Genomic DNA, 18,517 nt, shown 5'->3' with positions numbered 1-18,517 from the left:
CCCGCAGTGTGTCAGTAGCTGCGCGGCAACTTCAGCGAGTTTTGCGCGACGAAGTTGAGCACCATCTCGCGCGACACCGGCGCGATGCGGGACAGGCGCGACGACGCGAGCATCGACGCGAGACCGTACTCGCGGCTCAGGCCGTTGCCTCCGTGGATCTGGATCGCCTGGTCGACGGCCGCGGCGATGGCCTCGCCCGCCGCGTACTTGGCCATGTTCGCGGCCTCTCCCGCCTCCTTGTCGCGGCCGGAGTCGTAGAGCGCGGCGGCCTTCTGCGTCATCAGCCGGGCGAGCTCGACCTCGACGTGGATCTTCGCGAGCGGGTGCGCGAGCCCCTGGTGGGCACCGATCGGGGTGTCCCAGACCGCGCGCTCCTTCGCGTACTTCACGGCCTTGCCGATCGCGAGCCGCGCCGACCCGGTCCCCATGCTCGCGCCCATGATCCGTTCGGGGTTGAGCCCGGCGAAGACCTGCAGCAGTCCCTGGTCCGGCGAGCCGACGACGGCGTCGGACGGCAGCCGGACGTCGTCGAAGAACAGCGTGAACTGCTTCTCCGGCATGAACAGGTCCATGTCGATCTCTTGCCAGGTGAAGCCCTCGGCGTTCGTCGGGACGACGACGAGCACGGGCCCGGTCTCCAGGATCGCGACCACGAGCACGGCGTCGACCTCGTCGATGCCGGAGATGTAGGTCTTGCCGCCCTTCAGCACCCACTCGTCGCCGTCGCGCCGCACGCTGGTCCGGAGCTTGTGCGAGTTGGATCCCGCGTCCGGTTCGGTGATCGCGAACGCCATCTTCAGCGTGCCGTCCGCGAAACCGGGCAGCCACTTCGACTTCTGCTCCTCGGTGCCGAACCGGGCGATCACCGTCGCGCAGATCGCGGGCGACACCACCATGAGCAGCAACGGACATCCCGCCGCCGCCAGCTCCTCGCACACCGCCGCGAGGTCGCCGATGCCACCGCCACCGCCGCCGTACTCCTCCGGCACGGCCACACCGAGGTACCCGAGCTTGCCGGCCTCCTCCCACAGCTCGGTGGTCTTCTCCCCCGCCCTGGCCTTGGCCGTGAAGTAGTCGTGCCCGTACTCGGCACCGAACTCGGAGACCGCCTTGCGCAGCGCGATCCGCTCTTCGGACTCGACGAAGCTCACGGTCGATCTCCATTCATTTCGGCTACTACGGCCAGGACATCGCCGGCGTTGACCTGCTGGGCCTGCTCGACGAGGAGTTCGGTGACGGTGCCCGCGGTGGTCGCGAGCACGCGGTGTTCCATCTTCATGGCTTCCAGCACCAGCAGTTCGGCGCCGGCCTCGACCTGGTCACCCTGCTGGACCGACACCCTGACCACGGTCCCGGGCATCGGCGCGATGGTCGCCCCCGGCGCGAGCTTCGTCTCGGGCTCGGGGAAGCGCGGCACGACCTTCAGCGTCAGCGAACCGCGCGGTGAGTCGACCTCGACCAGATCGCCGTACCGGGCGACGTGGAACGGGGTCCGCACGCCGTCCAGCTCCAGCGTCACGACGTCGGCGGTGGCCTGCCTCGGGTCGTACTCGACCTCGATCTGCTCCTCGCCGAACAGGAACCGCGCCTTCGGCTGCTGCGACCGCACGTTGCGCCAGCCGAGCGGCAGCGTCCCGATCCTGCGGGTGGCGGCGGACGCCAGTGCCGCCGCGAGCGCAAACGGTTGCGGGTCAACGGTTCGAGTGAAGTCGTGCTCGCTCAGGAACCCGGTGTGCGTGTCGCCGCTCAGGAACGCCTCGCTGCCGAGGATGTCCACGAGCAGCTGCCGGTTCGTGACCAGGCCGTGGATCCGCGCGCTCTCCAACGCCGTCGCGAGCTTGCGGGCCGCGGCACGGCGGGTCGGCGCGTACGCGATCACCTTGGCCAGCATCGGGTCGTAGTGCACGGAGACCACGGAGCCGTCCTCGACACCGCTGTCCAGCCGGACGTCGCCGGGCACGTGGAACCGGTGCAGCGTGCCGCTCGCCGGCCGCCAGTCGTGCGCGGGATCCTCGGCGTAGAGCCGGACCTCGATCGCGTGCCCGCGCGGTTCCGGCACCTCAGTGGGAAGCCTGGCACCCTCGGCGATCCGCAGCTGCCACTCGACCAGGTCCACGCCGTGCACGAGCTCGGTGACGGGGTGCTCGACCTGCAGGCGCGTGTTGACCTCCAGGAAGTGGAAGTCCTCGCCCTTCAGCATGAACTCGACCGTGCCCGCGCCGACGTACCCGATCGACTCGGCCGCCGCCGTCGCCGCCGCGAACAAGCGCCGGCGGACGTCGTCGGTCACCGCCGGGCTGGGCGACTCCTCGACGATCTTCTGGTGCCGCCGCTGGATGGAGCACTCGCGTTCGCCCAGCGCCCACACCGTGCCGTGCGTGTCGGCGAGGATCTGCACCTCGACGTGCCGCGCGTGCTCCAGCAACGGCTCGCAGAACACCGTGGGGTCGCCGAACGCCGACTCGGCCTCGCGCCGCGCACTCGCCAGCGCGTCGGCGAACTCGCCCTTCTCGCGCACGATCCGCATGCCCCGGCCACCACCACCGGCCGACGCCTTGATCAGCACGGGGAACGACGTGACGGTCTCGGGGTCCAGTTCCGGCAACGTGGGCACGCCCGCCGCCGCCATCCGCTTCTTGGCGGCGACCTTGGAGCCCATCGCCTCGATCGAGTCCGGTTCCGGCCCGACCCACGTGAGTCCGGCGGCCTGGACCTTGCGCGCGAACTCCGCGTTCTCACTGAGAAATCCATAACCGGGGTGAACGGCGTCCGCTCCCGCACGAACCGCCGCCTCGACCAGCAGATCGGCCCGCAGGTAGGTCTCGGACGGCGAGGCACCCGGCAGCCGGACCGCGAAGTCGGCCTCGCGCACGTGCGGCGCGTCAGCGTCCGGGTCGGAGAACACCGCCACGGTCCGGATGCCCTGGTCCTGGCAGGTGCGGATGATCCGGCGGGCGATCTCGCCGCGGTTGGCGACCAGCAACGTCTTGATCATGTCGCTCACATCCGGAAGACGCCGAAGCCGTCGGCGCCCTTGATCGGTCCGCTGTGGACAGCGGAGAGGCAGAGGGCGAGCACGGTCCTGGTGTCGCGCGGGTCGATCACGCCGTCGTCGTAGAGCTTCCCGGACAGGAACGGCGCCAGCGACTGCTCCTCGATCTGCGCCTCCACCATCGTGCGCATGGCGGCGTCGTGCTCCTCGTTGTACTCCTGCCCCTTGGCCATCGCGGCCTGCCGCCCGACGATCGACAGCACCCCGGCGAGCTGCGCGGGGCCCATCACGGCGGACTTGGCGTTGGGCCAGGTGAAGAGGAAGCGGGGGTCGTACGCGCGGCCGCACATGCCGTAGTTGCCGGCGCCGTACGACGCGCCCATCGTGATCGTCAGGTGCGGCACCCGGCTGTTCGACACGGCGTTGATCATCATCGAGCCGTGCTTGACGATGCCGCCCTGCTCGTACTGCGCGCCGACCATGTACCCGGTGGTGTTCTGCAGGAACACCAGGGGCGTGTCGCTGGAGTTCGCGAGCTGGATGAACTGCGTGGCCTTCTGCGACTCCTCGCTGAACAGCACGCCGCGCGCGTTGGCGAGGATGCCGACCGGGTAGCCGTGGATGCGGGCCCACCCGGTGACGAGGCTGTTGCCGTACAACGGTTTGAACTCGTCGAAGTGCGAGCCGTCGACGAGCCGTGCGATGACCTCCCGCGGGTCGAACGGCACGCGCTGGTCCTCGGAGACGACGTCGAGGATGCTCTCGGCGTCGAACAACGGTTCCTCGACCGCGGCCGGCTCCGGCCCGAGCTTGCGCCAGTTCAGCCGCGCGACGACCCGGCGGGCCAGCCTGATCGCGTCGGTCTCGTCCTCGGCGACGAAGTCCGCGAGCCCGGACGTGGCGCCGTGCATGGTCGCGCCGCCCAGCGACTCGTCGTCCGCGTCCTCGCCGGTCGCCATCTTGACCAGCGGCGGCCCGCCCAGAAACACCTTCGAGCGGTCCTTGATCATGATCACGTAGTCGGACATGCCCGGCACGTACGCGCCACCGGCCGTCGCGTTGCCGAACACCGCCGTGACCGTGGGAATCCCCGCGGCGGACAACCGGGTGAGGTCGCGGAACGCCCGCCCGCCGGGAATGAAGATCTCGCTCTGCGTCGGCAGGTCAGCGCCTCCCGACTCAACGAGGCTGACCAGCGGCAACCGGTTCTGCAGCGCGATGTCGTTCGCCCGCAACGACTTGCGCAGCGTGTACGGGTTCGACGACCCACCGCGCACCGTCGGGTCGTTCGCGACGATCACGCACTCGACACCCTCGATCCGCCCGATGCCCGTGACGACCGAAGCGCCCACGGGGAAGTCGGTGCCCCAGGCGGCCAACGGCGACAGCTCCAGGAACGGACTGTCCTCGTCGACGAGCAGCTCGACCCGTTCGCGGGCGAGGAGCTTGCCGCGCTTGTGGTGCCGTTCGACGTACTTCGGCCCACCGCCCGCGAGCGCTTTGGCATGCTCGGCGTCCAGCCCCGCGATCTTCGCGAGCAGCGCCTCCCTGTTGCCCATCAGGCGAACCCCAATCGTCGTGCCGCGAGCTCGGTCATCACTTCACTCGCCCCGCCCCCGATGCCGAGGATGCGGGCGTCCCGGTAATGACGCTCCACTTCGGACTCCCGCATGTAGCCCATACCGCCGTGCAACTGCACCGCTTCGTCGACCACCTCGGCGCAGGCGTCCACGGCCGCGTTCTTCGCGAAGCAGACCTCGGTGACGCAGTCGTCCCCGCGTTGGATCCGCGCGGCGACCTCCCGCGTGTAGGTCCGCGCCAGGTCGATCTTCTGCGCCATCGCGGCCAGCTTGTGCCGCACCACCTGGTTCTTGATCAGCGGCTTGCCGAACGTCTCCCGGTTGCGGGTCCACTCGACGGTCAGGTCCAACGCCCGTTGCGCCGTGGCGTAGGCCTCGACCGCCATCGTCACGCGCTCGACCTGGAACTGCCGCATGATCAGCGCGAAACCCTGGTTCTCCTCGCCCACCAGGTTCGCCACCGGCACGCGCACGCCGTCGAAGTGCAGTTCGGCGGTGTCGCTGCAGTGCCAGCCCATCTTGTCGAGCTTGCGGCGGGTGAACCCGTCCTCGACCACCAGCAGCGAGATGCCCTGGTAGCCCTCGCCACCGGTCCGCACCGCCGTGGTGACGAAGTCCGCCCGGCACCCGGAGGTGATGAACGTCTTCTCGCCGGTGACGACGTAGTGGTCACCGTCCCGGACGGCCTTGGTCCTGATCGCCGCGACATCGGACCCCGCGCCGGGCTCGGTGACCGCGAGGCTGCCGATCTTCTCGCCCCGGATCGCGGGCTTCGCGAACCGCTCGATCAGATCGGTGTTCCCGCTCTGCCAGATGTGCGGGATCGCGATGCCAAGGGTGAACAGCGCCGCCATCAGGCCCGACGAGCCGCCGTTCTGGATGATCTCCTCGGTCAGCGCGACCGAGTCGAGCAGGTCGCCGTGCTCGAACCCGATGCCCAGCAGGTCCAGTTCCGCGGCCTTCTCGTGCAGCTCACGCGGAACCTCTCCGTCGCGCTCCCACTGGCCGAGGTGCGGCGCGATCTCCCTGCGGGTGAAGTCGCGGACGAGCTGCCGCAACTCCTTCCGCTCGTACAGGTCCTTCGTGATCACAGGAGCTCCTCGGGGATCTCGACTTCCCTGCCGCGCAACCACTCACCGAGCGCCTTGGCCTGCGGGTCGAACCTCGTGCTGCTCGCCACCCCGTCACCGAGCAGGCCGTGCAGCACGAAGTTGAGCGCCCTGAGGTTCGGCAGCTCGTACCGGCTCACGTCCTGGGCCTCCGGCAGCAGCTCCTTGAGCTTCTCCACGGTGAGAAACCCGTTCAGCCACTCGAAAGCCGCGTCCGACCGGACCCACACACCGAGGTTCGCGTCGCCGCCCTTGTCCCCGCTGCGTGCACCGGCGACCGTGCCCAATGGCCTCTTCACAGCAACACCGCCTTGGCGCTGACCTCGTCACGATTCACGTACGCCGCCTTGTACACACCGAACGGCGTCCCATCGCTGGGTGGTGCCGTCACGTGGAACCCGGGATAGCTCGCCAGCGCCAGCTCGATCGCGGCCCGGCTGAACCCCTTGGCCCGCTTCGGATCCGCCGTCTTGATCGTCACGTGCAACAACGCGCTGGCCTGTTCCTCGGTGGCCGCGTCGGCCTGATCGGTCCGCGCCAGCGTCCAGGTCAGCCCCTCGTCACCGATGGCGTCCCGCAACTGCCGCCGCACCAGCTCCGCCTTCGCCTCGACGTCGAGTCCGGTGAGGACGAACGTCGTGGAGTTCCTGAACCCGCCCAACATGTTCAGGCACACCTTCAGTGTCTCCGGCGGCGGAGAGCCCTTCACCCCGCTGATCCTGACGCCGCGCTCGTGTTCCTGAAGCCTGATCGTGTCGAAGTGCGTGGTGACGTCCGGCCCCAGGTACTCCGGCGCCCCGATCTCGTACAACAGCTGTGCCGTCACGGTGTCGACGGTGACCGCGCCACCCGTGCCGTCGTGCTTGGTGATCAGCGACGACCCGTCCTCGTCGACCTCCGCGATCGGGAACCCGGGCCGGGTCACGTCGATCTCGGTGAAGAACGAGTAGTTCCCGCCGGTCGCCTGCGTGCCGCACTCCAGCACGTGCCCGGCGACCGTGGCGCCGGCCAGCCGGTCCCAGTCGTCGCGCGCCCACCCGAAGTGCGCCGCGGCGGGCCCGACCACGAGACTGGCATCGGTGACCCGCCCGGTGACGACGACCTGCGCGCCCTGCCGCAAGCACTCCGCGATCTCCCACGCACCGAGGTAGGCGTTGGCGGTCAACGCCTCCGGGAACCGCGCCTTGAGGTCGTCGCCGGTGACGTACCCGACCTTGGCGTCGAGCTTGCGCGCCAGCCCCTCGGGGTTCAGCCCGCCCGCGTTGACCACGATCTTGACGCCCCGGTCGAGCGCCAGCGCCAGACAGTCCTCCATCTGCCGCAGGAACGTCTTCGCGTACCCCAGCGACGAGTCCCTCATCCGGTCGCGCCCGAGGATCAGCATGGTCAGCTCAGCGAGGTAGTCGCCGGTCAGGACGTCGAGCTCGCCGCCTTCCAGCTGCTCCCGCATGGCGGACAGCCGGTCGCCGTAGAACCCGGACGCGTTGCCGATCCTGATCAACGGCCACCTCCGGGCGGCCCCGCGAACGCCTGCGCGATCGGCACCCACTCCTGCGCAACGGGCCCGACGGCCTCGATCGCGAGCACCTTGCGGTTGCGCCGCTGCGTCACCAGCCACGCGAAGTCCAGCGCGGGCCCCGAAACCCGGTTCTCCGCGTCCTCCGGCCCCCACGCCCAGACCTCACCGCCGGGCCCGGCCAGCTCGACCCGCACCTCGTCGGTCGGCACCGCCAACCCGTTGAGCAGGAACGCGAACCCCATCGTCCGCACCCCGATGTGGCAGACGTGCTTCAAGCGCGGGGTCGGCTCCCGCACCACGCCCAGCGCGTCCGCGACGTCCTGCCCGTGAGCCCAGGTCTCCATGATCCGCGCGGTGGCCATCGACGCCGGGCTCATCGGCGGCCCGAACCAGACGATCTTCCCCGAGGCCTGCGCGAGGTGCTCCTGCAACGCCGCACGCCCGTCCCGCCACAGTTCCAGCAGGTCCGGCAGCAACGCGGCCTCGGCAGCGGTCCGGTCCACCACGTCGGCCGTCAGCGGTTGTGCCTGGAACGCCTCGGGATCGGTGATGGCGAGGATCGCCGCCTTGTCCGTCCACATGAGATGGCCGATCTGATGCCCGACCGTCCAGCCCTCCGCGGGCGTGGGCACGCTCCAGTCGGCTCCGTCGACGATCGCGTCGAGGTCGCGCGACTCGGCGTCGAGGTCGGCCAGCAGTTCCGTGATCACAGCTGTTCCTCCAGCATCCGCGCCCAGTAGCGCACGACGTGCGCCCGGCGCTTGGCGTCATCGGCGAGCTGGTTGGCGAGCGCCAGCCCGCGCACAAGATCAAGTGTTGCCTGCACCGCGTCCTTGACACCCGGTTCGGTGTCGTCCACCTCGAGCAGTTCCAGTGCGAGCCCGTACACCTCGCGGCCCAGCCGGGCCTGCAGCTCCAGCACCTGCTCACGAAGCTCGGGATCCGTCCGCGCGGCCACCCACAGTTCGAGAGCCGCGGTGAACAGGTCGCTGGCGTGGAAGTCCGCGATCAGCTCCACCACGGCGTGCGTGCTCTTCTCGGCGATCTCCGCCCGCCGCTTGAGCACCTCGACGCTCTCCGCGCCCACGTGCTCCACGGCCGCCGCGACCAGCTCACCGCGCGTGCGGAAGTGGTGCAGCTGCGCGCCGCGCGACACCCCGGCCCGCTCGGCCACCTCGGTCGTCGTCGTGCCCGACCAGCCCCGTTCCACCAGGCACTCGACGGTCGCCTCCATCAGCTTCCGCTTCGTCTCCCGCGTGCGGTCGGCCTGGCGCTGCCTCGTCTCCACACCGCCGAGTCTTCCGCCGAACAAACAAACAGTCAAGCCTGCTTGTAAATGCAGCAGGTAGCGTCCGCCCCGATGACCATCGTGGAACGACTCAGGGCCGCCGGCTGCGTGTTCGCCGAGGAAGAGGCCGCCCTGCTCGAAGAAGCCGCCACCAGCCCCGACCACCTGGAAGACCTGGTCACCCAGCGCGTCAACGGCCTCCCGCTGGAGCACGCCGTCGGCTGGGCGATGTTCTGCGACCAGCGGATCGTGGTCACCAGGGGCGTCTTCGTCCCCCGCCACCGCACCGAACTCCTCGTCGACCTGGCCACCGACCTGAAGCCCGATGTGATCGTCGACCTGTGCTGCGGCTCGGGCGCGGTAGGCGCGGTCCTGCAACACAGGTTCCCGGCCGCCACCGTCCACGCCGCCGACATCGACCCCGCAGCGGTCGCCTGCGCGCGCCAGAACCTCGCCAACGTCTTCGAGGGCGACCTGTTCGACGCCCTGCCCGCTCACCTGCGGGGCACCATCGACGTCGTGGTCGCCAACGTCCCCTACGTGCCGACCGGCGACATCCCGTTCATGCCCACCGAAGCCCGCGACCACGAGGCGCGCGTGGCACTGGACGGCGGCGCGGACGGCCTGGAGATCCTGCGCCGCGTGGCGGCCCAGGCGGCGACCTGGCTACGCCCCGGCGGCCACCTGCTGTCCGAGACCAGCGAGCGCCAGGCACCCGCCGCACTGGCCGCGTTCACCGCCGCCGGACTCGCGGTCAAGCTCGTGACCAGCGAAGACAGTAATGCGGTGGTCGGCAGGCGCTAAGTTCCGTACAATGTACGGTATGTCGTACGACGAGGTCATGCAGTGGTTCGAGAAGTGGGACGCGCTCGCGGTCAAGGGCGACGTCGAGGCGATGGCCGACATGGCGCTGTTCCCGGTCAACACGGTCACCGACGGTGCGGCGACGTCGTGGGACCGCGAGACGTTCCTGAAGGAGATGGGCGCCCAACTGGGCGGTGACGTGCAGATGGAGTCCACCAGGACGCCGCACTTCATCAACGACAACCTGGTCTTCGTGATCACGGACGGCACGATCAACGGGATCACGGTGCGCTACGGCGACCTGCTCACGCGGGTCGGCGGCGAGTGGAAGTTCCAGACGATGGCCCAGGGCGGTTGGGCCTAGTGAGAACACCCTGGGGAAGAGGGCGTCCCACTCGAGAGATCACAGCAGGGTGAGCTGTTCCTGATCGACGCGCGGTGCCGGCACACCCACCGGCAGGCTGCCGTCGGGCCACACGCCGTCGTCGTCGCCGGGCACACCGGTGACGGCGTCGGTGGACCGCCCTCGCGGCGCCAGGCCGTGCTTCTCGATCAACGGCACGACTCGTGCGGCGAGCCGGGCGCGGTACCGCTTGTCCACATAGGACCGATTGCCGTACAGGTACCGGTACGTCTCCACCAGGTCCGGGTGCTCCCTCCGCAACCACGCGGCGAACCACTCCTTGGCGCCGGGCCGCAGGTGCAACGGCAGCACGGTGACGCCGGTGGCACCGGCCGCCGCGATCTGTTCCAGCAGGAAGTCCAGCTGCTCCGCGGAATCCGTCAGCTCCGGTAACACCGGCGCCACGAACACCCCGCACGGCAGACCCGCGTCCCGCACCTTCCGCACCAGGTCCAGCCGGGCGGCGGGCGTCGGCGTGCCGGGCTCCAGCGACTTGTGCAGATCGCGGTCCATCAACGCGAGCGACACCGCGATGCCGACCGGCACGACCTCGGCGGCCGCGGTCAGCAACGGCAGATCACGCGCCAGCAGCGTGCCCTTCGTGAGGATCGAGAAGGGCGTGCGGGAGGCGGTCAACGCCTCGATGATCCCTGGCATCAAGGCGTACCGCCCCTCCGCCCGCTGGTACGGATCGGTGTTGGTGCCGAGCGCCACGTGCTCCTGCTTCCAGCGGTTCGACCGCAGCTGGCGCGACAGCACCTCCCCCGCGTTGACCTTGACGATCAACTGGTTGTCGAAGTCCTTGCCGGTGTCGAGGTCCAGGTAGGAGTGCGTGTTCCGCGCGAAGCAGTTGTGGGACACGATCCCGTTCGCGATGAAGTCCGCGGTGCCGGTCGAGATGTCGTGAAGAGTCATCTCCCCCAGCGGTTCCACCGACACGACGCCGAGCGGCTGCTGCGACTTGATCGCCACGCCGTCGATGTCGCGCTTGCGGGTGATCGCCGGGTCGACGGTGTGGAAGAACCGCAGGTTCTCCCGCAGCCCGCCGCGCAGCCGCACGACCCGCACGCCACGCCGGCGGCGCAGCTCCTCGATCGCGAAGTCGAAGTCGAAGTGCTTGAGTGCCAAGCAGATCGCTTCCAGAACGGTGGCGTTGCGCGTCGACATCCGCAGGATGCTGCGCGAGCAGGTCCCGAGGTAGTCGAACGCGCCGGCCAGGAATCCCTTGAGCCAGTCGGGGTTCGGGGCTATCTGCCAGTGCGCGAGCTCGCGCACCTGGTGCAGAAATCCCCTCCCTTCTCGCACTCCGAAGTAGTCGAGATACTCCTGAGTGCGGTCCATGGCCTCGATGTCGGCCAGGGGGATGTGGAACTCGGTCTCGTCGTCCACCATGCCGCGCAGGTAACCGCGGCGGTAGTCGTCGGTCACGGAGGGCTGCTCGACGAACGCCCCCGTGCCCATCAGCTTGTTGCCCGTCGTGAGGTGCGGCCTGCGCCCGACCCCCGCCGTCTGACCCGTCACGTGCTTCCAGCCGCGGTCGGTCAGGAACCGGTGATCACCGGACGCGACCACGGTCGTGCCGTCCTCCAGCGTCAGCCGGTACGCGGTCTTGCGCGTCTCCCAGTGCGCGAGAACGGTCGTGAGCTTGTAGCGCCGGTAGTTGCCGACGAGCTCGGTGCCGTAGATCTCGTCACCTTCACGCAGCTCCGACAACGGTTTCGTGCGACCGTTGCCCATGAGGATCGGCGTGTCACCGGCCAGGCAGTAGGTGCAGGCGTGTGAACAACCGCGATACGGGTTCACCGTCCACGAGAACGGCAACGACGAACCCGGTACCCCGTTGAGCACGGATTTGGCGCGGACCTCGTGGAACACCACGTCCGCGAACTCAGGAGTTCGTACGCTGCGCACCAGTCCCGGTAGCCCCGGTAGTGCCTGCTGCGGCTCTGCCTCGAGTTTCTGTCCGTCCCATCGCACACCATCGATTCGAACACATGTTCGAACAGCGGTCAAGGAGTGCCCGTGTCACCCGTTGAGGTAGCAGGCTTCGTCACCGGCGCACTGTGCGTGTGGCTGGTAGCCCGGCAGAACCCGTGGAACTGGCCCATCGGGATCGCCAACAACGTCGCGTTCCTCGTGCTGTTCTGGGGCAGCGGCCTCTACGCCGACTCCGGCCTCCAGATCGTCTACATGGCACTCGCGGTCTACGGCTGGTGGGCGTGGGTGCGCGGCGGCGACCAGCACACGACGCTGCACGTCAGCCGCACCACGACGCCGCAGTGGGTCTGGCTCGCGGTCGCCGGTGTGCTCGGAACCGGTCTGCTGCACTGGGTCCTGGTCACCTTCACCGAGTCGACCGTGCCGTTCTGGGACGCGATCACGACGGTGCTGTCGCTGCTCGCCACCTGGGGGCAGGCGCGCAAGAAGGTCGAGTGCTGGTGGCTGTGGATCGCCGCGGACGTGATCTACGTGCCGCTCTACGCGTACAAGGAGCTGTACCTGACAGCCGTGTTGTACGTGGGGTTCATGGTGCTGTGCGTACTGGGGTTGCGGAACTGGACGAAGGACCTCAAGAAGGTGGCCGCGTGAAGGAGTTCGACCACGCTCTCGTGCTCGGCAAGTTCTACCCACCGCACAACGGCCACCACCACCTCATCGAGACCGCGGCCTCCCGCAGCGAGCGCACGACCGTCACGGTGCTGGCGGCCTCGCACGAGACCATCCCGCTCGACCACCGCGTGCGCTGGCTCACCGAGACCCACCGCGCGACACCGGGTGTGCGCATCATCGGCGATCTCGACGACCACCCGATGGACTTCGACTCCGACGAGATCTGGGACCTGCACGTCGCACTGACCCGCGCGGTCCTCGCCAGACGGGCGATCGCGGACGGCGAGCCTTCACGGGCACGCGTCGACGTCGTGTTCTCCAGCGAGAAGTACGGCGACGAACTGGCCCGCAGGCTCGGCGCGCAGCACGTCCTCGTCGACCTCGACCGCCTCACGCACCAGGTCTCCGGCACGGCGTTGCGCACCGACCCCGTCGCGAACTGGCACCACCTCGCACCCGCGACCCAGCGCGGCCTGGGCCGGAAGGTCGTGGTCGTCGGAGCGGAGAGCACCGGCACGACAACGCTGTCGCGGCAGCTCGCCGACCACTTCGGAGCGCCCTGGATCCCCGAGTACGGCCGCGAGCACACCGAGCACAAGCTCACCGCCGCGCGGGCGTTCGACCCGGAAGCCACCGTGGACGGTCTGGTGTGGACCCTGGGCGACTTCGAGGACGTTGCGCACGAACAGGAACGCCGCATCCAGGCCGAGACCGCGCCGCTCGTGATCGCGGACAACGACGCGTTCGCCGCGACCGTCTGGGGCGAGCGCTACCTCGGCTTCCGCCCGGAACTCCCCCTCGGCACCGAACCGGACCTGTACCTGCTGACCGACCACGCCGGCGTTCCGTTCGAACAGGACGGCTGGCGTGACGGCGAACACCTCCGCGAGTGGATGACGGGCCTGTTCGAACGCGAGCTCACGAAGCGCGGCGTGCCGTGGCTGAAGCTCACCGAGGACAGGTTCGCAGCGGGCAGAACGGCCGTCGAACATCTCATGGGGCAGGATGTCGCGCGTGGGTCACGGTCACGGGCATAGCCATGCGCTGAACGAGGAACCGGCATCGCGGCGCGTGCGCACGTTGCTGATGTGGCTGTTGGTGCCGTTGGCACTGGCCACGATCGTCGGCGCCGCGCTGCTGTACCCGTTCGGGGTCGAGCAGAAGACAGGCGCGGAGGTCGGCCTGCACCAGACGCCCGTCGAGGCCGTCGTCACGGGCGTGGCCGAGAACTGCGGCGAGAAGTGCGTCGCGGTGACCGTGCGGATGACCGACGGCGCCGCGAGCGGGCAGAGCATCACGATCCCGAGCGTGAAGGGCCCCGGAGCGCCGAGCTTCGGGCTGGGCGACGAGGTGGTGCTGTCCTACGCGGGCAGCCAGCCGCAGGCCGCCGAGTCGTACCAGATCGTCGACTTCCAGCGCGGCTGGTCGCTCGCCGTGCTGGCACTGCTGTTCGCCGCGGCCGTGCTGCTGCTCGGACGCTGGCAGGGGCTCGCCGCGCTGGGCGCGCTGCTGCTGAGCTTCGTGGTGCTGGTGCTGTTCGTGATGCCGTCGATCCTGGCGGGCCAGAACCCGCTCATGGTCGCGGTGGTCGGCGCCGGGCTGATCATGTTCGTGGTGCTGTACCTGACGCACGGCATATCGGCGCGCACGTCGACGGCGGTGCTCGGCACCCTGGTCAGCCTGGCGCTGATCGGCGTGCTGGGCGCGGTGTTCTCGGCCCTGTCGAGCCTGACCGGCATCGACGACGACACGACGAACCTCGTCACGCTGCTCGGCACCGACATCGACACGCGCGGGCTGCTGCTCGCGGGCACGCTGATCGGCGCGCTGGGCGTGCTGGACGACGTGACGGTCACCCAGACCAGTGCGGTGTGGGAGCTGCGGCGGGCCAACGACAAGCTGACGTGGCGCGAGCTGTTCGCGGCGGGTTCGCGGATCGGGCGCGACCACATGTCGTCCGTCGTGAACACCCTCGTGATGGCCTACGCGGGCGCCGCGCTCCCGTTGCTGCTGGCGATCTCACTCGCCGGGCGGTCGCTGGGCGAGGTCCTCACCGCGCAGCAGATCGCGCAGGAGATCGTGCGGACCCTGGTCGGCAGCATCGGCCTGGTGGCCGCGATCCCGGTGACCACGGCCCTCGCGGCCCTGATCGCGGTGCGCCAGGAGGTCGCCCCCGTCTCCGCTCCCAAGCCCGACCCCGAGCCTGAACCCGAGACCAAGACCGTGAAGCGCGCCGCGAAGCCCGTGAAACCACGGCCCGCGCGCATCGAGGGCGACCTCTTCACCGGCTACGACCCCGACAAGGGGCCGTGGGAACGTCCCAGTGGACCGGCTAGCGAGCCAAGAGCACGAAGAGCAGCGTCAGCACGCCCGGTACCACCTGCACGAAGAAGATCTTCCGGCTCGCCGTGAACGTGCCGTAGACGCCGGCGACGATCACGAACACCGTGAACAGCACGGCCGCGCCGAAGTCGTCGCGGATCAGCGCGTAGATCAGGCCGGCGGCGAGGAACCCGTTGTAGAGGCCCTGGTTCGCCGCGAGCGCCTTGGACTCCTGCGCGAACTCGGGCGTGAGACCGAAGGCCTTCTGGCCGCGCGGCGTCGTCCAGAGGAACATCTCCAGGACCACGATGTAGATGTGGATCAACGCCACGAGGGCGAGCAGTACGTTGGCGATGACCTGCACTTGGGTTCCTCCTCAGAGCTGACACACGCGGTGAGACAATAGAGCAGTGGGAAGACAACGGCCCGACACAGAGGCGATCACCGAGTCGATCGACTCAGGTGTGGCGGAGCTGGTCCCCGATCTCGGTGGCCGGAACTCCTGGACGTTGCGGGTCAACGGAACCCCACAGTCGCATGTGGACCTCGACGACCCGACCTACCTGGAGTTCGAGTACGTCCGCCGGCTGGGTCACATCGTCGATCTCACCGCGCCTTCGCGTGTCCTCCACCTCGGTGGTGGCGCGCTCACGCTAGCGCGCTACGTGGCCGATCTACTCCCCCGCGCGTCTCAGCAGGTGGCCGAGATCGACGCGGGCCTGATCGCGTTCATCCGCCGCGAGCTCCCGCCGCCCCCGCGAGTGAAGATCACCACAGGCGACGCCCGCGCCGTGCTCACCAAGGCACGCCCCGGCTCGTTCGACCTGATCGTGAGTGACTGCTTCGCCGGCGCCCGCACGCCCGCCCACCTGACGTCGGTGGAGTTCGTCCAGCAGGCGTCGGCCGCGCTCGCCGGTGACGGCATCTACGCCGCGAACATCGGCGACGGCAACGGCCTGCAGTTCGCCCGCGCCCAGTGCGCGACCGTGCGCGAGGTGTTCGAACACGTCTGCGTGATGGCCGAACCGGGCGTCTTCCGCGGCCGCCGCTTCGGCAACTTCGTGATCATGGCGTCGCACAACGGCCTGCCGATGCAGCAGCTGACCCGTGCGACGGCCGGCGACCCGTTCCAGGGCCGGGTGGAGCACGGGACGGGGCTGACCAAGTTCATCGGCGGCGCACCGGTGACCACCGACGCGACCGCGACCCTGTCCCCCGCCCCACCCTCGGGCCTCTGGGGCACCTGAGGTCTGGCTCAGTCCAGCGAGGTCACGAACTTCGAGACGGCCTCCGGATGGAGCTTCTGCGCCATCCGCCCGGCCGGCGCGAGCGAACCAAGCCGGTACAGCGGCCGTTCCGCGGCAGCCAGCCCACGCGCCTCGGCCCGCAGCTGCGCGACGAGCAGCTCCGAGAACACCAGTCCCGGCGTGTCCCCGCGCGCCGCCAGCGCGTCAGCGAGCCTGCGGAGCTGGTAGACGCCCAGCTCGCGACCGCCCGTGCCCGCGTACATCGACAGGGCGACGTTGATCGCCTTCTTGCCACCGCGCACGAACAGCCCGACGGTCCGCGCGCCACGCAGGTCGGTGACCAGCAGGTCGAGGCCGTCCGCCGTCGCGAGGTCGACCTTGCGCGTGCCGAACGCCCGCACGTACACGGTCGTGCCCTCGAGCCACACCGTGCGGCGCGCCTCGGACATCGCCAGCAGGATCACCGGCACCGACACGATCGCCCCGGCGATGACACCGGGCCAGCGGCCACCGATCAGCCCCACGATCGCGCCGAAGGCGAGGGCGACCATGATGCCGCCGATCGCCACCATGCGCGCCCGCTTGCGGACCGTCGCCTTGTCGAGCAGGTCGAGAACGAGCTTGTCGTCGCTCACAGCGCCTTCCGCACCTCTTCGACCACGTCCGCCAGCGGCACCGTGACCTGCTCGCCGGTCGCGAGGGTCTTGACGCCGATGTTGCCGGCATCCAGGTCGCGCTCACCGAGCACGAGAGCAAGGCGAGCACCCGACTTGTCGGCGGCCTTGAAGCCCGCCTTCATCGACCGGCCGCCGTAGACCAGGTCGGTCCGCACGCCCGCGGCCCGCAGCTCCCCGGCGATCGCGACCAGGCGCGCCCGCGCGGCCTCACCCAGCGGCACGCCGATCACGTCGACCCGGCTGAACTCCGGCAGCACGCCCTCGGCCTGCGCCGCGAGCAGCGCCCGGTCGACGCCGAGACCGAAGCCGACACCGGACAGCTCCTGACCGCCGAGCTGCGCCATCAGGCCGTCGTAACGACCGCCGCCGCCGATGCCCGACTGGGCACCGAGACCGTCGTGGACGAACTCGAACGTCGTCTTCGTGTAGTAGTCGAGACCGCGGACCATGCGCGGATTCTCGACGAACTTCACGCCCAGCTCGGTCAAGTACCCCTTGACGAGCTCGTAGTGCTCACGGCACGCGTCGCACAGGTTGTCCACCATCAGCGGCGCCTCGGCGACCAGCTCGCGCACCTCGGGACGCTTGTCGTCGAGCACGCGCAGCGGGTTCAGCTCGGCGCGCTGCCGGGTCGGCTCGTCGAGCGGCAGCGTCGCGAGGAACGCCTGCAGCTTCTCCCGGTACGCGGGACGGCAGTTCGCGTCGCCCAGCGACGTGAGCTCCAGGCGGTACCCGGTGAGGCCGATCGCGCGGAACCCGGCGTCGCCGACCGCGATGACCTCGGCGTCGAGCGCCGGGTCGTCGATGCCGATCGCCTCGATGCCGACCTGGTGGAACTGCCGGTACCGGCCGGCCTGCGGGGCCTCTGCGCGGAAGAACTGACCCGCGTAGTAGAGCTTCGCCGGCAGCGAGCCGCGGTCGAGGCTGTGCTCGATGACGGCGCGCATCACGCCCGCGGTGCCCTCGGGACGCAGCGTGATGGAACGCTCGCCGCGGTCGAGGAAGGTGTACATCTCCTTCGTCACGACGTCGGTCGACTCGCCGACGCCGCGCGAGAAGAGCGCCGTGTCCTCGAAGACCGGCAGCTCGACGTAGCCGTAGCCCGCGAGCTCGGCGGCACGGGTCAGCGTCGACCGGACGTGCGCGAACGCGGCGGACGTCGGCGGGATGTAGTCGGGAACGCCTTTGGGTGCGGAAAACACGTTTCTCAGAGTCCTCGGTGCGGGGCGGCCGGCGCGTCGTTCGTCTGAACAGCGTCCTGCAGATGGAGCAGGTACGGGTTCGTCGCTCGTTCGCGGCCTATGGTCGTCGTCGGGCCGTGGCCGGGCAGCACCACTGTGTCATCGGGCAAGGTCATGACCTTGTTCTGCAGAGACGACAGCATCGCGGAGTGGTCGCCACCCGGCAGGTCGGTGCGTCCGATGGAACCGGCGAAGAGCGTGTCACCCGAGATCACCAGGCGACCGCCTTCCTGCACACCGGATCGGAACATCACCGACCCGCCGGTATGGCCCGGCGTGTGGTCGACGGTGATCTTCAGTCCGGCGAGGTCCAGGTCGGCGCCGTCGGTCAGCTCGCGGACCTCGGACGGCTCCCGCATCTCCAGGTTGCCGCCGAAGAACGCGGCCGACTCGCGGCTGATGCCCTTGAGCGGGTCCGACAGCATCGCTACGTCATCCGGGTGGATGTAGGCGGGGACGTCGTTGCCGTCGCAGACGGGGGTGACGGAGAAGGTGTGGTCGAAGTGCCCGTGCGTGAGCAGCACGGCGACAGGCGCGAGACGGTGCTGGCGCAAGGCCTGCTCGATCGGCTCGACCGCGTCCTGACCGGGATCGATGATCACGCAGGGCTCGCCCTCACCGGCCGCCAGGACGAAGCAGTTCGCCTGGAGCGCACCGGTGGGGAACCCGATCACGAGCACGAAAATGACCTCCCTGTTCAACCACAGCCTAACCACCACACAAAG

The 18,517-nt window shown here is 69.4% G+C and carries 17 protein-coding genes and 1 pseudogene; 6 read left to right on the top strand and 12 right to left on the bottom strand.

Annotation, left to right across the window (positions count from 1 at the left end; genetic code table 11):
• Window positions 1-11: 11 nt before the first annotated feature.
• The 7 genes and pseudogenes from IEY88_RS15715 to IEY88_RS15685 form a co-directional block, all read right to left on the bottom strand.
• Entirely contained in the window at window positions 12-1,151 is a 1,140-nt protein-coding gene (locus IEY88_RS15715) for an acyl-CoA dehydrogenase family protein (protein ID WP_189155511.1), read from the bottom strand.
• Window positions 1,148-2,995, bottom strand: a complete 1,848-nt coding sequence (locus tag IEY88_RS15710) for an ATP-binding protein (RefSeq protein WP_189155510.1) — start codon at window positions 2,993-2,995, stop codon at window positions 1,148-1,150. The genes IEY88_RS15715 and IEY88_RS15710 overlap by 4 nt, the downstream gene beginning before the upstream one ends.
• 5 nt (window positions 2,996-3,000) lie before the next feature.
• Window positions 3,001-4,551 (bottom strand): acyl-CoA carboxylase subunit beta, encoded by a 1,551-nt coding sequence (locus IEY88_RS15705; protein WP_189155509.1) that lies wholly within the window; start codon window positions 4,549-4,551, stop codon window positions 3,001-3,003.
• Complete coding sequence (locus IEY88_RS15700; RefSeq protein WP_189155508.1) at window positions 4,551-5,663, bottom strand: acyl-CoA dehydrogenase family protein; 1,113 nt, start codon at window positions 5,661-5,663, stop codon at window positions 4,551-4,553. The genes IEY88_RS15705 and IEY88_RS15700 overlap by 1 nt, the downstream gene beginning before the upstream one ends.
• Window positions 5,660-7,131: pseudogene (locus IEY88_RS15695) on the bottom strand (acyclic terpene utilization AtuA family protein). The gene IEY88_RS15700 and the pseudogene IEY88_RS15695 overlap by 4 nt, the downstream one beginning before the upstream one ends.
• 47 nt (window positions 7,132-7,178) lie before the next feature.
• A complete protein-coding gene (locus IEY88_RS15690) occupies window positions 7,179-7,910 on the bottom strand; it encodes a TIGR03084 family metal-binding protein (protein WP_189155507.1) in 732 nt (243 codons plus the stop codon).
• Window positions 7,907-8,434: a TetR/AcrR family transcriptional regulator gene (locus IEY88_RS15685; RefSeq protein WP_189156024.1), complete on the bottom strand. Its 528-nt coding sequence runs from the start codon at window positions 8,432-8,434 to the stop codon at window positions 7,907-7,909. Before IEY88_RS15685 ends, IEY88_RS15690 begins: the two co-directional genes overlap by 4 nt.
• A 126-nt stretch (window positions 8,435-8,560) precedes the next feature.
• On the opposite strand from IEY88_RS15685, the gene IEY88_RS15680 reads away from it, so the two are divergent.
• The gene (locus tag IEY88_RS15680) at window positions 8,561-9,292 is read left to right on the top strand and encodes a putative protein N(5)-glutamine methyltransferase (protein WP_229693420.1); all 732 of its coding nucleotides are present in this window, start codon (window positions 8,561-8,563) and stop codon (window positions 9,290-9,292) included.
• Between the two features lie 19 nt (window positions 9,293-9,311).
• On the top strand, window positions 9,312-9,656 hold the full coding sequence (locus IEY88_RS15675; protein WP_229693419.1) for a nuclear transport factor 2 family protein: 345 nt from the start codon (window positions 9,312-9,314) through the stop codon (window positions 9,654-9,656).
• Window positions 9,657-9,695: 39 nt separating this feature from the next.
• Here IEY88_RS15675 and IEY88_RS15670 read toward each other — a convergent pair whose 3' ends face one another.
• Entirely contained in the window at window positions 9,696-11,672 is a 1,977-nt protein-coding gene (locus tag IEY88_RS15670) for an intein-containing Rv2578c family radical SAM protein (protein WP_189155504.1), read from the bottom strand.
• A gap of 45 nt (window positions 11,673-11,717) precedes the next feature.
• Between IEY88_RS15670 and pnuC the strand changes: the two genes are divergently transcribed.
• Genes pnuC through IEY88_RS15655 form a run of 3 tightly spaced genes read left to right on the top strand, consistent with a single transcriptional unit; the run spans window position 11,718 to window position 14,717 of the window.
• Window positions 11,718-12,284, top strand: coding sequence for a nicotinamide riboside transporter PnuC (gene pnuC / locus IEY88_RS15665; RefSeq protein ID WP_229693418.1), 567 nt, complete (start codon window positions 11,718-11,720; stop codon window positions 12,282-12,284).
• A complete protein-coding gene (locus IEY88_RS15660; RefSeq protein ID WP_189155503.1) occupies window positions 12,281-13,342 on the top strand; it encodes an AAA family ATPase in 1,062 nt (353 codons plus the stop codon). Before pnuC ends, IEY88_RS15660 begins: the two co-directional genes overlap by 4 nt.
• 34 nt (window positions 13,343-13,376) lie before the next feature.
• Entirely contained in the window at window positions 13,377-14,717 is a 1,341-nt protein-coding gene (locus tag IEY88_RS15655; protein WP_308425981.1) for a YibE/F family protein, read from the top strand.
• Here the strand turns inward: IEY88_RS15655 and IEY88_RS15650 are convergent.
• A complete protein-coding gene (locus IEY88_RS15650; protein ID WP_189155501.1) occupies window positions 14,638-14,991 on the bottom strand; it encodes a DUF1304 domain-containing protein in 354 nt (117 codons plus the stop codon). The two genes, IEY88_RS15655 and IEY88_RS15650, sit on opposite strands and share 80 nt — an antisense overlap.
• Window positions 14,992-15,037: 46 nt before the next feature.
• Here IEY88_RS15650 and IEY88_RS15645 point away from each other — a divergent pair, with 46 nt between their 5' ends.
• Entirely contained in the window at window positions 15,038-15,874 is an 837-nt protein-coding gene (locus IEY88_RS15645) for a spermidine synthase (RefSeq protein WP_189155500.1), read from the top strand.
• Window positions 15,875-15,882: 8 nt separating this feature from the next.
• Here the strand turns inward: IEY88_RS15645 and IEY88_RS15640 are convergent, their stop codons facing one another.
• From IEY88_RS15640 to IEY88_RS15630, 3 genes are read right to left on the bottom strand one after another with little or no spacing between them, the layout of a single operon-like run.
• The gene (locus IEY88_RS15640; protein ID WP_189155499.1) at window positions 15,883-16,509 is read right to left on the bottom strand and encodes a hypothetical protein; all 627 of its coding nucleotides are present in this window, start codon (window positions 16,507-16,509) and stop codon (window positions 15,883-15,885) included.
• Entirely contained in the window at window positions 16,506-17,762 is a 1,257-nt protein-coding gene (hisS, locus tag IEY88_RS15635; protein WP_189156022.1) for a histidine--tRNA ligase, read from the bottom strand. Before hisS ends, IEY88_RS15640 begins: the two co-directional genes overlap by 4 nt.
• Complete coding sequence (locus tag IEY88_RS15630; protein ID WP_189155498.1) at window positions 17,759-18,472, bottom strand: MBL fold metallo-hydrolase; 714 nt, start codon at window positions 18,470-18,472, stop codon at window positions 17,759-17,761. The genes hisS and IEY88_RS15630 overlap by 4 nt, the downstream gene beginning before the upstream one ends.
• Between the last annotated feature and the right edge of the window lie 45 nt (window positions 18,473-18,517).

Source organism: Lentzea pudingi (assembly GCF_014646255.1).
Lineage (GTDB): Bacteria > Actinomycetota > Actinomycetes > Mycobacteriales > Pseudonocardiaceae > Lentzea > Lentzea pudingi.
The sequence above is the reverse complement of the archived record's forward strand: the minus strand, read 5'-3'. Positions and strand labels throughout refer to the sequence as shown.